The sequence below is a fragment of the Geobacter sp. FeAm09 genome (assembly GCF_008330225.1).
Lineage (GTDB): Bacteria > Desulfobacterota > Desulfuromonadia > Geobacterales > Pseudopelobacteraceae > Oryzomonas.
The window spans coordinates 1,827,831-1,842,416 of the sequence record NZ_CP042466.1; the positions used below are offsets into that span (position 1 = coordinate 1,827,831).

Here is a 14,586-nt window from a genome sequence, read left to right on the forward strand (position 1 = left end):
GGCTCAATGGTTAATCTGCACCAGCTGCTGAAGGTTCTTGTCGAAAGCAACGGTTCCGACCTGCACATCACCACCAATACCTCGCCCCAGATCAGGGTTGACGGCAAGCTGACGCCCCTGGATTTTCCTCCGCTGAACCAGATCGAGACCAAGCAGCTCTGTTACAGCGTCCTGACCGATGCCCAGAAACACAAGTTCGAAGAAGAGAACGAATTGGACCTTTCGTTCGGGGTCAAGGGGCTCTCCCGTTTCAGGGGCAATATATTCGTCCAGCGCGGGGCCGTGGCCGGGGTGTTCCGGGTGATCCCCTACCGCGTCCTGACGTTCGAGGAGCTTGGGCTGCCCCCCATCGTTTCCGAACTGGCCGCCAAGGCCCGCGGCCTGATCCTCGTGACCGGCCCGACCGGCAGCGGCAAATCCACGACCCTGGCCTCCATCATCGATTACATCAACATCAACCGCCGCGAGCACATCGTCACCATCGAGGATCCGATAGAGTACCTGCACCCCCACAAGGGGTGCCTCGTCAACCAACGGGAGGTGGGGGCCGACACCAAGGGATTCAAGAATGCCCTCAAATACGTGCTGCGCCAGGACCCGGACGTGGTCCTGGTCGGGGAAATGCGCGATCTCGAAACCATCGAGGCGGCGCTGACCCTCTCGGAAACCGGCCACCTCTGCCTGGCCACCCTGCATACCAATTCCTGCGTCCAGACCATCAACCGTATCGTCGATGTGTTCCCCCCGTATCAGCAGACCCAGATCCGGGCGCAGCTCTCCTTTGTGCTGGAGGGGGTCATATCCCAGGCGCTTATTCCGAGGATGAACTCGCGGGGACGTGCCCTATCCCTGGAGATCATGGTCCCCAATGCCGCCATTCGCAACCTGATCCGCGAGGACAAGGTCCATCAGATCTATTCCCAGATGCAGGTCGGGCAGGAAAAGTTCGGCATGCAGACCATGAACCAGTCGCTTTTGTCCCTGTACCAGAAACGGCTGATATCCCTGGAGGAGGCCCTCGGGCGCTCCCAGGACCCGGAAGAACTCAAGCAGATGATCAACAACCCCTCTGCCTCCCTGAACATGCAGAGACGGCCGCCTGTGCACTAAAAGCGAGGAGTATCGGACAATGCCAAAATTTTCATGGGAAGCACGTACCAGAACCGGTGGAGTGCAAAAGGGCGTCATCGAAGCTGCAAGTGCCAACATCGTCGAAGCCCAGTTGAAAAAATACGGTTTCACCAATATCAGCGTCAATGAACAGGCCAAGGCGTTTTCCGTCAAACTTCCCAAATTCGGTGGCGGCGGCAAGATCGAAACCAAGGACCTGGTCGTTTTCACCCGCCAGTTCGCCACCATGATCGATTCGGGCCTGCCGTTGGTCCAGTGCCTCGAGATCCTTGCCGGCCAACAGGAGAACAAGGCCTTCAAGGAGATACTCTACAAGGTGAAGGAAAGCGTGGAAAGCGGCTCGACGTTTGCCGACGCCCTGGGCAAGCACCCCAAAGCGTTTGATCAGCTCTACGTCAACCTGGTGGCTGCCGGCGAGGTGGGCGGTATCCTCGACACCATCCTGAACCGCCTGGCGGCCTACATCGAAAAGGCCATGAAGCTGAAGAAGCAGATCAAGGGGGCCATGGTCTACCCCATCACCATCATGTCCATCGCGGTTATTGTCGTCGGGGTCATCCTGATCTTCGTCATCCCGACCTTCGCCAAGATGTTCGCCGATTTCGGGGGCGAATTGCCGGCGCCGACCAAGTTCGTCATTGCCCTGAGCAATTTCCTGCTGAAGTACATCATTGTCATCATTGCCGTCATCTTCGGCATCATTACCGCCATCAAGAAATACTACGCCACGGCCGGCGGCCGGAAGAAGATCGACCGCATGGCGCTCAAGGCGCCGATTGCCGGCCCGCTGATCAGGAAGGTCTCCGTGGCGAAGTTTACCAGGACCCTGGGAACGATGGTCAGCTCCGGCGTGCCGATCATGGACGGCCTTGACATCGTGGCCAGGACCGCCGGCAACAAGATCGTCGAAGAGGCGATCTACGGCGTGCGCCAGGCCATCTCCGAGGGCAAGACCATGGCCGAGCCGCTGGCCTCCTGCGGCGTCTTTCCCCCCATGGTCGTCCAGATGATCGCCGTGGGCGAGGCCACCGGCGCCATGGACGCCATGCTCACCAAGATCGCCGATTTCTACGACGACGAGGTGGACGACGCCGTCTCGGCCATGACCGCCATGATGGAACCGCTGCTCATGGTGTTTCTGGGGACGACCGTCGGCGGCTTGGTCGTTGCCATGTACCTGCCGATCTTCAAATTGGCGGGGGCCGTCGGCGGCTAAGACATGGGGCTTGAACGGAAACTCAGGCTTTTCATCTATGCCAGGATCGTGGTTTCCTTCCTGTTCCTGGCATCGACCATCCTGCTGAACTACCAGGACCTCTCCTCGGCCGACGAACACCTTCAGAGCGGCCTGGTCCGCTTGATGGCCTTTTCGTTTCTGTTCTCCCTTGGCTGCCTGCTCTTTCTCCGGTTCCGGAGATACCACTCCTTTATCGCCTATCTCCAGGCAATCTGGGATTTGCTCTTCGTAACGGTCCTTCTGCTGTTTACCGACGGCATACTCAGTCCCTACTCGTTTCTCTACCTCCTCTCCATCATGAGCGCCGGCCTGTTGCTGGGCGGCCGGCAGGCGTTCTACGCCGCATCCCTGTGCAGCATCCTGTACGGCTCCATCGTCGATATGCAGTACTTCGGCCTGCTGGCATCGATCGGGCTCAGCCGGTCCGATGCCCAGCAGCTCGGCGCATCGCACATTTTCTACACGATCTTTTTCAACCTCATGGGCTTTTACCTGACCGCCCTCATCACCGGTTTTCTCTCGGCCCGCGCCAGGGAGAGCGAGGAAGCCCTTCGGGAAAAAACCGTCAACTACGATGAGCTGGAACGTCTGAGCATGAGCATCGTGTCGAACCTGGAAAGCGGCCTGCTTACCATCACGCCGGCCGGCAGGATCAGGGTTTTCAACCATTACGCCGAGATGATCACCGGCTTGACGCAGGCCGCTGCCTATAATACCCGTCTTGTGGACATCTTTCCGGCGCTTGCGGATGTTGCCGGAACCATGGATGCCCGGCTGGACGGGGAGTTCGAATATGAACTGCCGAGCGGCGAAACGATGACCCTCGGCTACAACGCCGTGTCGTTCAGCGACAGCCAGGGGGGAGCGGCGGGGGCAATTGTCAACTTCAAGGACCTCACGTCGATGAAGCGGATGGAAGCGGCTCTGAAAAGGGCGGACCGGCTGGCGGCCCTTGGCGAGATATCCGCCCGCATGGCCCACGAGATCCGGAACCCCTTGGCGGCCATGAGCGGTTCGGTCCAGATGCTGGCCGAGCACGGCTCCGTAGCGGAAAACGATCAGCGTCTGCTGAAGATCGTGCTGCGGGAGGCGGGAAGGCTCAACGGCCTGATTACCGATTTCCTGGCCTATGCCCGTCCTTCCTCTCCCTGCAAGGAGAGGTTCGAGTTGCGGCCGCTGGTGGAAGATCTGATCATGCTCCTCTCTTCGGACAGCCACTTCGGCAGGGTATCCTTCCGCAATCTCGTTGCCGCGCATATCCTGATCCAGGCCGATGTCAATCAACTGCGCCAGGTGCTGCTGAACCTGTTTCGCAATTCTGCGGATGCCATGCCGGAGGGGGGCATCGTGGAGATCGAATCCCGTTTCCAACTCAGCGGTGCCGATGGATTCAATAAATCCCCGGCAGCGATCATTACGGTGACCGACAACGGTTGCGGCATCGACAGCGGCACGGCGGCCCACCTGTTCGAACCCTTCTGGACCACCAAGGCGGACGGCTCGGGCCTGGGGCTGGCGGTCACCTACCGTATCGTCGAGACGCACGGCGGGACCATCACCGTCGAGTCGCCTCCCGAAGGGGGCTGCTGCTTCACCATCATGCTCCCCGTGTAACGAAGGGGCCGATTGCGATGATCGTTCCGCTTTCCTATAGCTTTCGCAATCTTCTCACCCGCCGTCTGACCACCTTTTTGACCGCAACGGGGATGGCGCTCGTGGTGTTTGTCTTTGCCTCGATCCTGATGCTGTCGGCGGGGTTGGAGAAAACGCTGGTCGAAACCGGCTCCGACGATAACGTCATCGTCACCCGCAAGGCGGCCAATTCGGAGGTGCAGAGCGGTGTGGACCGGTCCCAGGCCGCCATCGTGGAGAGCCTGCCGGACATTGCCACCGGAAGCGACGGGAGTCTGCTGGCGGCCAAGGAACTGGTCGTGCTGATCAGCCTCTCCAAGCGGGGCAGCGACAAGCCGGCCAATGTGGTCATCAGGGGGATCGATCCGGCCTCCCTCAAGCTCAGACCCCAGGTGCGGCTGGTGGAGGGGCGCATGCCGCGTCCCGGCTCAGCGGAAATCATGGCGGGGGGCAGTATTGCCCAGCGCTTCAAAGGTGGCGGGATCGGCGAATCCCTCCGCTTTGCCATGCGCGACTGGACGGTGGTCGGCATCTTCGATGCCGGTGCGACAGGTTTCAATTCCGAGATATGGGGCGATGCCATTCAACTGATGCAGGCCTTCCGGCGGCCGGTGTACTCCTCGGTCACCTTCCGGCTGCGCGACAGCGGCGACTTCCCCGCGGTCAAGGCAAAGCTGGATGCCGACCCGCGCCTGACGCTGGATGTGCGTCGCGAAACCCGCTACTACCGCGACCAGTCCGAGGCCATGGCCAAATTTTTACGCATACTCGGCATGTCGTTGACAGTGATCTTCTCCCTGGGGGCCATCATCGGCGCCATGATCACCATGTATGCCGCCGTTGCCAACCGGGTCGGGGAGATCGGCACCCTGCGGGCACTCGGTTTCCAGCGCAGCAGCATCATGCTGGCTTTTTTGACGGAATCCCTGCTGCTCGGCCTGATCGGCGGTGCCGCGGGGCTTTTCATGGCGTCGTTCATGCAGCTTGTCACCATCTCTACCATGAACTGGCAGACTTTTTCCGAGCTTGCCTTTTCATTTACCCTCACCAGCGAAATTATGTACCAGTCGCTTTCCTTTTCCCTGTTCATGGGGTTCGTGGGAGGCGTCATCCCCGCCGTGCGGGCCAGCCGTCTGAATATCGTCGATGCCCTGCGGGAAAGTTGAAATGGAGAAATATGGATGAACGGCTTGCCCCATAAAAAACACATCGTATTGGCGGCCCTGGCCGCGGCATCGCTGGCCCTGTACCTGATCGACTATTACGTTCTCGGCAACAGCCGCGATATTGCATCGAGTTTTCTTGGAAATCTTGCTTTTTTGCCAGTTTACGTCATATTCATTACATTGATTGTCGAACAAATTGTGCGGGAGCGGGAACGCCAGGCGGTCATGCGCAAGCTCAATATGGTGATCGGTGTTTTTTTCAGCGAGGTCGGCAACCGTCTGCTCAAGGAATTATCCACCTGTGTGGAGGCCTGTGGAGAATTGAAGGGCCGTCTCATGGTCGATGGGGGCTGGAAGGATGATGAATTCGCGAAGGCGCTGGACTACCTGCGCCGGACCGATATCAAGGTCAATTGCGATGCCGAGGGGAAGGGCCGGCTGAAGGGGTTCCTGATCGAAAAGCGCGGATTTCTGGTCGGACTCCTGGAAAATCAGAACCTGCTGGAGCATGAGCAGTTTACCGACCTTCTGTGGGCCGTGTTCCATCTGGTGGAGGAGTTGGAGGCGCGGCCATCCTTCGATGCCATGTCCCCGAGCGACAGCGAGCATATCAACGTGGATATCAAGCGCGCCTTCGGGCACCTGGCCCGGGAATGGACGCTGTACATGCGGCACCTCAAGGTTGACTACCCCTACCTGTTTTCCCTGGCCGTCCGTCTCAACCCGCTGCTCGATACCCCCGATCCCCGGGTCCACTGATGGACTGGCACCTGCAGGACATAGGAGCGGTTCTGGCAGAGCAGGAAGTCGATGCCGCCTGCGGCCTCACAGCCGACGAAGCCGCCCGCCGCCTGTCCCGTTTCGGCGGCAACGAATTGCAGGAGCGGGGCGGTACGTCGCCCTGGCTCATTCTGTGGGAGCAATTCACCTCCACCATGGCGCTGATCCTGACCGGGGCAGCGCTCCTCTCCGCCTTTGTCGGCTCTTTCAAGGATAGTCTGACCATCCTGGCCATCGTCTGCCTCTTCGCCGTCCTGGGATTTGTCCAGGAATACCGCGCGGAACGGGCCATGCGGGCGCTCAAGCGGCTGGCCGTGCCGGTGGTGCGGGTGCGGCGCGACGGCGTAGCGGTCGAAATCCCGGCGGTCGATCTGGTGGCGGGTGACATCGTCCTCGTGGAGGCCGGCAATCTGGTGCCGGCCGATTGCCGGCTGGTGGAAATCCATAACCTGCGGGTGCAGGAGGCGGTCCTGACCGGGGAGGCCGAAGAGGTCGAAAAGTGTGCCGAGAGCCTGGAGACGACCGGCGACCCCCTGCCGACCGGTGAGCGCCGGAACATGATCTTCATGGGCACCACGGTCGCCTATGGCCGTGGGGTTGCCGTTGCCGTCGCCACCGGCATGCACACGGAACTGGGCCGCATCGCCGGCATGTTGCAGAATGTGGCCCAGGAGTGGACGCCGTTGCAAAGGCGTCTCGACCGTTTGGGGAAGGTCCTGGCCCTGGCCGCCGTGGCGGTTTCACTGCTGTTTCTGGCCATCGGCCTTTTGCGCGGCGAGGAACTACGCCTCATGCTGATGACCGCCGTCAGTTTGGCGGTGGCCGCCATCCCGGAGGGGCTGCCGGCGGTAGTCACCATCACCCTGGCCATCGGCTCCCAGCGCATGCTGAAACGTCAGGCCCTGATCCGCAAGCTGCCCGCCGTGGAAACCCTCGGTTCGGTGACGGTGATCTGCTCCGACAAGACCGGTACCCTGACCCAGAACCGCATGGCGGTCATGGAGGTCGTCACCGGCACCGAGATCCGGCAACAAACCTCCGGGGCGGGGCAGGGAGGGGGAACGGGGGCCGACCGCCGGGGAATCCTGGCCTGCGTAGCGCTCTGCAACGAGGCGGTGCTGACGGAAAAAGAGGGGCAGGGGGTGGGGGACCCAACCGAGACGGCGCTTCTTGCGGCCGCGGCCCAGGAGGGGCTGTTGCGCCATGAACTTGAGGCCATCCTGCCGCGCGTGGCCGAAATCCCCTTCGATTCCACGGTCAAGCGCATGGTCACCTTCCACGCCGTTGCGGATGCCGCCTTGGCCGCGTCGCTCGGCATTCCCGTCCACATTCATCCCGGCGCATGTCTCGTGATCGGCAAGGGGGCGCTGGACGCGGTGCTAGATCTGTGCGACCGGATCGGCGACCGGCAGCTTGCGGCAGCGGAGCGCCAGGCTGCCCTGGCGGCTATGGACCGCCTGGCCGGCCAGGGGAGGCGCGTCCTGGCCGTTGCCTGCGGCATGGGCGACCGCGACACGCACGCCGTGCGCACCTTTTCCCTGATCGGCCTGGTCGCCATGATGGACCCCGTGCGCCCCGAGGCGCGGGATGCGGTTGAACTCTGCCGCCAGGCCGGCATCCGGCCGGTCATGATCACCGGCGACCACCCGCTGACCGCCCGCTCCATTGCCGAATCGCTGGGCATGGGGGAGGGGGGGCGGGTCATGACCGGTGCCGAACTCGAGCGCATCGGCACGGCCGGCCTGGCCGCCTCGTGTTCAGAGGTGTCGGTTTACGCGCGGGTCTCGCCGGAGCACAAGCTGATGATCGTCGATGCCCTGCAGCAGCAGGGGCAGGTGGTGGCCATGACCGGGGACGGCGTCAACGATGCCCCGGCCCTGAAAAAGGCCGATATCGGCGTCTCCATGGGGATCACCGGCACCGACGTGGCCCGCGAGGCAGCCGACATGGTACTGCTAGACGACAACTTCGCCACCATCGTTTCTGCGGTGCGGGAGGGGCGCACCATCTATGACAACATCCGCAAGTTCATCGAATTTTCCGTGGCCGGCAACCTGGGCAAGATTCTGGCCGTGCTGACCTTGCCCTTTCTGGGGTTGCCCAGTCCGCTCACCCCTCTGCAACTGCTCTGGCTCAACCTGCTCACCGACGGCCTGCTCGGTCTGGGCATGGGAGTGGAACGTTCCGAACCGGACGTCATGGCCCGTCCCCCCATTTCGCCGACCTCCCAGATTTTTGACCGCCGCATGGTGCGCCACACCCTGCTGACCGGCGGTATTATCGGTACTTCGACCATGCTGCTGGCCCATCACCACTGGCGGTTCCATCCCGAGAACTGGCAGACCGTCCTGTTCACCTCCCTGGCCTTTGCCCAGATCGGTCAAGCCATGGCCCTGCGTTCGTTCCGGCACTCCTTTTTCCGCATGGGGCTCTTTGGCAATCCCCTGCTTCTGGCCATGGTCGGAGCGGTGATCCTGCTGCAGGGGATGGTCGTCTATCTGCCGGCCCTGCAGAGCTTCTTTAAAACCGCCCCCCTGGGGGCCGAAGCGCTGGCCTGGGTGTTTGTGCCGGGAATGACGCTGTTTGCCGCCCTGGAGATCGAAAAGGTCGTCGTACGGCGCATGGCGTGACGTTGCTCATGTGTGACGCTGTATTATATGCCCCCGTTGTGGTAGTATGTCATCAAGACAGAAAGGATGTTTTGACTTCTCACGTCGCATAACGGGAGGTGGCTATGAAACGGCTTGTCCTGGCGGCACTGATGACGTTCACGTTCTTGATCCAGGCGGGGTGCGGCAACGACGGCGGCAGTGCGCAGCCGTTATTTGTTGCCCATATCCTGAGCGATTCCGCCTCTGACGGCGATATCGCACGGGATGCCGTCAGCGGCGTTTTTACGGTGACACAGGGCATGTCGTCGAGTGTCCAAAGCGTGTTTGCCGGCATTGATCCGACTACCGGGGCCGAATACCGGACTTTTCTCGATTTTCCCCTGACCGGGGCGGGCGGCGTGCCGGGGAGTGCCGTCATTGCGTCGGCGTTCCTGGATATCGTTATCACCAGCATCCTGCCCCAACCCCTGAGCGGTACGATCCCCATCCGCATTGACCTGGTTTCCTTCCAGCCGCCAACCCTGGTGGGAGCCGATTTCGATCGAACGCTCCAACCGGCGCTGGCGACCACCACGATTATTCCGCCCATCTCCCAATCCGACTTTGGAGGACACGTAACGGTGGATGTTACGGCTTTGATGGTGGAAGCGCAGCGCTTGGGCCTGCTCAACTTCCAGGTCCGCATTCTGCGTGATTTGGGGACCGCCGCGCCGGGGCTCATCGAGATCAACGATACCACCGGGGCGAACCGGAGCACCCTCGCACCACTATTGCAGGTCAGCTATTTCTAGCTCGGCCGTAACGCATATCGTTACCTGCCCATACCGCGTTGCCTGAATAGATAAGTAAGGCAGCGCGTTTTTTTTTGCAGGATTACCCGGACGGGAGACCATCATGACACCGCAGATAGAGGAACTGATTCAGAAGATCAGGAAGATTGAAGAAGAGCTTGAGGTCGAGTTCCGCGCCAAGCGGGAACAGTTCCAGTTCGTCATCGTGGAGAAACGCGTAAAGTTTGCCGAAGAAGTGATACGCCAACAGCGTCGCCTCAAGACCGGAATCTTCCACTATTTGGCGGAATCCCGTCCGCTGAACATACTGACCGCCCCGATTATCTATGCCGGATTTATCCCTTTTCTGTTGCTGGACCTCTTTCTGGCAATCTACCAGATGGTTTGTTTTCCGATCTACGGTATCCCCAAGGTAAAACGCGCCGACTACCTGATCTTTGACCGTGAAGATCTCCCCTACCTCAACATCATAGAAAGGTTCAACTGTTTCTACTGTTCCTACGGCAACGGCCTGGCTGCCTATTTCCGGGAGATCGCCGCCCGCACCGAACAATACTGGTGCCCGATCAAGCATGCACGCCGCATCCGAGCCGCCCATAACCATTATCCCCGTTTTTTCGAATACGGTGACGCCGAAAGCTATTGCAAGGGGCTGGAACGACTGAGGAAGGAGCTGGAGAAGGGCACCGGAGTATAAAGACGGTTAAAAAATGCACGATGCACACGCGTGCAACATCGTGGATGGACTTTTGGGAAACACGCCGGTAGTATGATGCAGTTTATCTGCGGCCGGCTGGTCCGCAGTGAGCAATGACGCTAACACGCTGAAAGGACACCGTTTCCATGAAATGCATTCCCATTCCCCGCACCGAATCCGCCCACGACTATCAACTGCTGATCAAACAACTGCTCCTGCACCCCGTGGTGGATGCGCCGGACCAGGAAATCGTCTACCGGAACCAGGTTCGCCACAGCTACCGCCAGTTCCGCGAGCGAGTCCAGCGCCTTGCCGCGGCATTGACGCGCATGGGGGTGAAGCCGGGTGATACCGTGGCCGTCATGGACTGGGACAGTCATCGCTATCTGGAGTGCTTTTTTGCCGTGCCGATGATCGGTGCGGTGCTGCACACCATCAACGTCCGTTTTTCCGCCGAACAGATCCTCTTCACCATCGATCATGCCGAAGATGACGTGCTCCTGATCAATTCCGAGTTTTTGCCGATTCTGGAGCAGATCCGCGGCCGCATCGACACGGTGCGCGATTTCATCCTTCTCAAAGGGGACGATCCCCACCCCCACGAGACAACCCTGACCTTTACCGCCGAGTACGAGGAACTGCTGGCCTCGACCCCGCCGGAATTCGAATTCCCCGACTTCGACGAAAACACCCGCGCCACCACCTTTTATACCACCGGCACCACCGGGATGCCCAAGGGGGTCTACTTCAGCCACCGTCAACTGGTGCTGCATACCCTGGGGGTCCAGGCGGCCCTCTGTTCCTCGGTTGCCCAGGGATGCCTGCATCGTGGCGACGTCTACATGCCCATCACACCCATGTTCCATGTCCATGCCTGGGGATTACCCTATGTGGCCACCTCTCTGGGGCTCAAGCAGGTCTACCCCGGGCGTTACGCGCCGGACATGTTGCTGGAGCTGGTCGAGCGCGAAAAGGTAACCTTTTCCCACTGTGTACCGACCATTCTGCATATGCTGCTCAAACATCCCCACGCAGCCAAAATGGATCTCAGCAACTGGAAACTGATCATCGGCGGCGCAGCCATGTCCCGGACACTGTGCCTGACAGCCTTGGGACATGGCATCGATATCTTCACCGGCTACGGCATGTCCGAGACCTGCCCCATTCTGACCCTGGCCCAATTGACCCCCGATATGTTGAAGCTAAGCCCGGAAGAACAGGCCGAGGTCCGCTGCAAGACCGGTCTGACACTTCCTCTGGTGGATCTGAAGGTGGTAGGGGAGGGGAGGGACGAGATGCCCCGCGACGGCCGCAGCACCGGCGAGATCGTCGTCCGCGCCCCCTGGCTGACCCAGGGCTACCTGAAGGATCACAAAACCTCCGAGAAGCTTTGGGAAGGAGGTTACCTGCACACCGGAGATGTGGCGGTGCGGGATGAGCGGGGATACGTGAAGATCACTGACCGGAGCAAGGATGTCATCAAAGTCGGCGGGGAGTGGATATCCTCTCTGGAATTGGAGGATATCATCGCCCATCATCCCGCTGTGGCCGAGGTGGCGGTGATCGGCCAGCCCGACGAAAAGTGGGGGGAGCGTCCTCTGGCCCTGGTGGTACCGAAAGCGGGCACGGTGGTCGCGGAAAAACAGATTCAACATCATGTGCGGGAATATGCCGACAAGGGAATGATTTCCAAGCAGGTTGTCCTCCTTAGGACGCGCCTGGTGGAAGCTATCGATAAGACGAGCGTGGGGAAGATTAATAAGGTGGCGTTGCGGGAACGGTATGTTAGTTTTGACCTGTCTTTGCAATAGTGGACACGAGATATTCCCTAAGCGGCAATTTTGAAGAACTGCCGCTCGTAACTCTCCGGTGCTTGGTAGCCAATCGCTGAGTGTCGGCGACGCCGATTGTAAAAACCTTCGATGTAACGAAATATCTGGCTCTGTGCATCTGTTCTGGATCTGAAGGTACAATGATGTATCAGCTCTCTCTTCAAGGTCCCAAAAAATGATTCTGTGATGGCGTTATCATAACAGCAGCCGGTCCCGCTATGCTCTGGATACCGCCAGCACCTTTGACGAGGGTTTGGTATCGTTTGCTGCAATACTGCGACCCGCGATCGGAATGAAAGATCAATCCTTGGCCGGGACGCCGCCGTACCAAGGCGTTCTTGAAAGCGGTGACAATCAGGTTGTCGGTCATTCGGCGATCCATGCTCCAGCCAACAATACGGCGGGAGAAGACATCCAAAATGACAGCCAGATACAGCCAGCCATCAACAGTCCGGATGTAGGTAATATCGCCGGTCCAGAGCCGGTCCGGGGCGGTGGCGGAAAAATTGCGATTAACCAGATTAGGCGCCACGGGTCGCTTGTGATCGGAGTTTGTCGTGACTTTGAATCGTTTCGTGGTCTTGACGCGCAGTCCATGCTGCTTCATCAACCGCCAGACGCGGTTCTTACCCACGTGGGTTCCCTGCTCACGAAGTTCATTGCCGATCCGACCGGCACCATAGGTCTGATCACTATCATCAAAGGCAGCTTTGATGGCAACAGCTAGTTCCGCATCTTCTCGCTGGCGCTTGGTCGCTCCAGACTGTAATACCGGCTCCGAGACACTCCAAAGACACGGCACATCTCCTTCACTCCGTACTGGGAGCGGTGCTCGGTTATGAACCCGAATATCGATGCGGGTCCGTCGAGAAGATGGCCACTGCTTTTTTTAGAATGTCACGTTCCCGCTGGAGACGCTCATTCTCTTTGCGCAGACGTTTTAGTTCGGCTTCCGGTGACTCCGGGGCAATTCGTCCGACATGGGCGGCATCTTGATAGTCGCGGTGCTTCTGCACCCAGCCCTTCAGGACTCCATAAGTAATCCCAAGGTTCCGTTCGACTTCGCGAACTCCGAGGCCTTCTTCCACTACCATCTGGACAGCCTCACGCTTGAAGTCTGGATCGTACCAGCGATGCATGTTCATGAACACACCTCCTGTCACCGTTAGGGTAATTGGTGTGTCCGCTAAAGTAAAGATAGCTCATTTAGAGTGTGCAATATGACCTTCCCCGAGATTGTGGGCAGTCCGAAAAGCTGGTAAAATCAAGCTAGGAGGACTGCAATGATTCAACGGAGGAAGTTGTACCCCCGCGAATTCAAGATCAAAACGGTCAAGCTAGTTGTTGCGGGTAAAGAAACCGTTCCCCAACTGGCCGAGGACCTTGGCATTCACCCGAACACTATCTACAAGTGGGTCAACAAGTACAGCGAGAAACCCGCTGACGCCTTTCCTGGTAAAGGCAATCTCGCACCAGATGCCGCTCTTCTCAGGGAGCTTCAGCGTGAAAACGAGCGGTTGCGGATGGATCGTGACATTTTAAAAAAAGCTGCGGCCATCTTCTCAAAGGAACGGCAATGAAGTTCCGCTTCATCCAGGCTCATGTGAAGGAGTTTCCGGTAAGTGTTCTCTGCGGCACCCTGGGTGTCACTCGGAGCGGCTACTATGCCTGGAACAGGCGACCGGACTCCGGGAAAGCCGAAGAAGACCGACACTTAATCGAAGCCATTAAGGCGATCCATGAAAATAGTCGTGAAACCTATGGTACGCCTCGAATTCGAAAAGCACTGAAGTCCGCCGGCAAACGCATTGGTAAAAGCCGGATTGACCGCCTGAGACGAGAAGCTGGCCTTAAAGTGAAAACGAAGCGGAAGTTCAAGGCGACAACCTACTCGCAGCACAATTATCCGGTTGCGGAAAACATCCTGAACCGGGAATTTCACCCAAGCGGCCCGAACCGCGCCTGGGCGTCGGACATCACCTACATCTGGACGCGCGAAAGCTGGCTATACCTTGCAATCGTCATGGATCTGTTCTCCCGCAATGTCGTCGGTTGGTCGATGGCAGAGCGGATGACGAAATCCCTCGTGGTGGATGCCCTGCACCAGGGCTCATTCATCAGCAGTATGCGAGCGAGTTGTACCAGCAGCAGCTTTCAAAGAACGGCATTATTTGCAGCATGAGTCGCACGGGCGATTGCTGGGACAACGCCCCGATGGAAAGCTTCTTCGGTACGCTGAAGAAAGAGCTTGTCTTTCACGAACACTATGCTACGAAGGCACAAGCCCGCCAGAGCATTTTTGATTACATCAAGCGGTTCTATAACCGCTGCAGGCTGCACTCGACTCTTGGGTACGTGCCTCCGGCTACTTACGAGAACCTGCAAGCTAAACAAGCCGCTTAACTGACTGTCCACGAAAACGGGGGAACTCCAATATAGTGACTTGTGGCTATATTGAATAAGGTTCAAAAAATGTCGACAGTTATTTTAAATTAAATGTGTATATTACTTTTGTGGCACAATATTTGCTTGAATATTTTTTTGAATGAAGACTAACGTCTGTAAATCAGGTCTTATAAATATGAAAAAGCAAAATTATCAGCAATAGTCTTTCTAATCTGTATCACGTCTTGATTTTTTGATGCCACCATTTCTATGGAGAGGGATGGGAATGCATCTCTCAAACTTGCAGCCCTTTTTGGCAGGCT

The 14,586-nt window shown here is 58.7% G+C and carries 12 protein-coding genes and 1 pseudogene; 10 read left to right on the forward strand and 3 right to left on the reverse strand.

The genetic code is table 11. The annotated features are described in order from the left end of the window. Positions 1–6 precede the first annotated feature (6 nt). The 9 genes from FO488_RS08620 (at position 7) to FO488_RS08660 (ending at position 11,857) form a co-directional block, all read left to right on the forward strand. Positions 7–1,110 carry a type IV pilus twitching motility protein PilT gene (locus FO488_RS08620; protein ID WP_149210187.1) on the forward strand — a complete coding sequence of 368 codons (1,104 nt, stop codon included), beginning with the start codon at positions 7–9 and terminating at the stop codon, positions 1,108–1,110. A 19-nt stretch (positions 1,111–1,129) separates the two neighbouring features. Further along, complete coding sequence (locus FO488_RS08625; protein ID WP_149210188.1) at positions 1,130–2,347, forward strand: type II secretion system F family protein; 1,218 nt, start codon at positions 1,130–1,132, stop codon at positions 2,345–2,347. A gap of 3 nt (positions 2,348–2,350) precedes the next feature. Next, positions 2,351–3,982 carry a nitrogen regulation protein NR(II) gene (locus FO488_RS08630; RefSeq protein WP_149210189.1) on the forward strand — a complete coding sequence of 544 codons (1,632 nt, stop codon included), beginning with the start codon at positions 2,351–2,353 and terminating at the stop codon, positions 3,980–3,982. 17 nt (positions 3,983–3,999) lie between these two features. Beyond that, positions 4,000–5,166, forward strand: coding sequence for an ABC transporter permease (locus tag FO488_RS08635; protein WP_149210190.1), 1,167 nt, complete (start codon positions 4,000–4,002; stop codon positions 5,164–5,166). A 15-nt stretch (positions 5,167–5,181) separates the two neighbouring features. Continuing rightward, a complete protein-coding gene (locus FO488_RS08640) occupies positions 5,182–5,925 on the forward strand; it encodes a hypothetical protein (protein WP_149210191.1) in 744 nt (247 codons plus the stop codon). Continuing rightward, a complete protein-coding gene (locus FO488_RS08645) occupies positions 5,925–8,576 on the forward strand; it encodes a cation-translocating P-type ATPase (protein WP_149210192.1) in 2,652 nt (883 codons plus the stop codon). Before FO488_RS08640 ends, FO488_RS08645 begins: the two co-directional genes overlap by 1 nt. A gap of 104 nt (positions 8,577–8,680) precedes the next feature. Continuing rightward, positions 8,681–9,349 (forward strand): hypothetical protein, encoded by a 669-nt coding sequence (locus tag FO488_RS08650; protein WP_149210193.1) that lies wholly within the window; start codon positions 8,681–8,683, stop codon positions 9,347–9,349. Between the two features lie 103 nt (positions 9,350–9,452). Further along, entirely contained in the window at positions 9,453–10,046 is a 594-nt protein-coding gene (locus tag FO488_RS08655) for a hypothetical protein (protein WP_149210194.1), read from the forward strand. Between the two features lie 146 nt (positions 10,047–10,192). Further along, positions 10,193–11,857, forward strand: coding sequence for a fatty acid--CoA ligase (locus FO488_RS08660; RefSeq protein WP_149210195.1), 1,665 nt, complete (start codon positions 10,193–10,195; stop codon positions 11,855–11,857). 17 nt (positions 11,858–11,874) lie between these two features. Here the strand turns inward: FO488_RS08660 and FO488_RS20630 are convergent, their stop codons facing one another. From FO488_RS20630 to FO488_RS08675, 3 genes are read right to left on the reverse strand one after another with little or no spacing between them, the layout of a single operon-like run. Beyond that, positions 11,875–12,150, reverse strand: coding sequence for an IS3 family transposase (locus tag FO488_RS20630; RefSeq protein ID WP_168205949.1), 276 nt, complete (start codon positions 12,148–12,150; stop codon positions 11,875–11,877). Beyond that, complete coding sequence (locus tag FO488_RS08670; protein WP_149210196.1) at positions 12,039–12,680, reverse strand: IS3 family transposase; 642 nt, start codon at positions 12,678–12,680, stop codon at positions 12,039–12,041. Before FO488_RS08670 ends, FO488_RS20630 begins: the two co-directional genes overlap by 112 nt. Positions 12,681–12,714: 34 nt before the next feature. Beyond that, positions 12,715–13,023 (reverse strand): transposase, encoded by a 309-nt coding sequence (locus FO488_RS08675; protein WP_149210197.1) that lies wholly within the window; start codon positions 13,021–13,023, stop codon positions 12,715–12,717. Between the two features lie 138 nt (positions 13,024–13,161). On the opposite strand from FO488_RS08675, the pseudogene FO488_RS08680 reads away from it, so the two are divergent. Next, positions 13,162–14,281, forward strand: a pseudogene (locus FO488_RS08680) (IS3 family transposase). Positions 14,282–14,586 lie beyond the last annotated feature (305 nt).

Bases quoted from the DNA above. Each gene is read 5' to 3' on its own strand.
- FO488_RS08655 (WP_149210194.1), top strand. From the start codon at position 9,453: ATGACACCGCAGATAGAGGAACTGATTCAGAAGATCAGGAAGATTGAA.
- FO488_RS08650 (WP_149210193.1), top strand. From the start codon at position 8,681: ATGAAACGGCTTGTCCTGGCGGCACTGATGACGTTCACGTTCTTGATC.
- FO488_RS08625 (WP_149210188.1), top strand. From the start codon at position 1,130: ATGCCAAAATTTTCATGGGAAGCACGTACCAGAACCGGTGGAGTGCAA.
- FO488_RS08675 (WP_149210197.1), bottom strand. From the start codon at position 13,023: ATGAACATGCATCGCTGGTACGATCCAGACTTCAAGCGTGAGGCTGTC.
- FO488_RS08630 (WP_149210189.1), top strand. From the start codon at position 2,351: ATGGGGCTTGAACGGAAACTCAGGCTTTTCATCTATGCCAGGATCGTG.
- FO488_RS08635 (WP_149210190.1), top strand. From the start codon at position 4,000: ATGATCGTTCCGCTTTCCTATAGCTTTCGCAATCTTCTCACCCGCCGT.
- FO488_RS08660 (WP_149210195.1), top strand. From the start codon at position 10,193: ATGAAATGCATTCCCATTCCCCGCACCGAATCCGCCCACGACTATCAA.
- FO488_RS08645 (WP_149210192.1), top strand. From the start codon at position 5,925: ATGGACTGGCACCTGCAGGACATAGGAGCGGTTCTGGCAGAGCAGGAA.
- FO488_RS08620 (WP_149210187.1), top strand. From the start codon at position 7: ATGGTTAATCTGCACCAGCTGCTGAAGGTTCTTGTCGAAAGCAACGGT.
- FO488_RS08640 (WP_149210191.1), top strand. From the start codon at position 5,182: ATGAACGGCTTGCCCCATAAAAAACACATCGTATTGGCGGCCCTGGCC.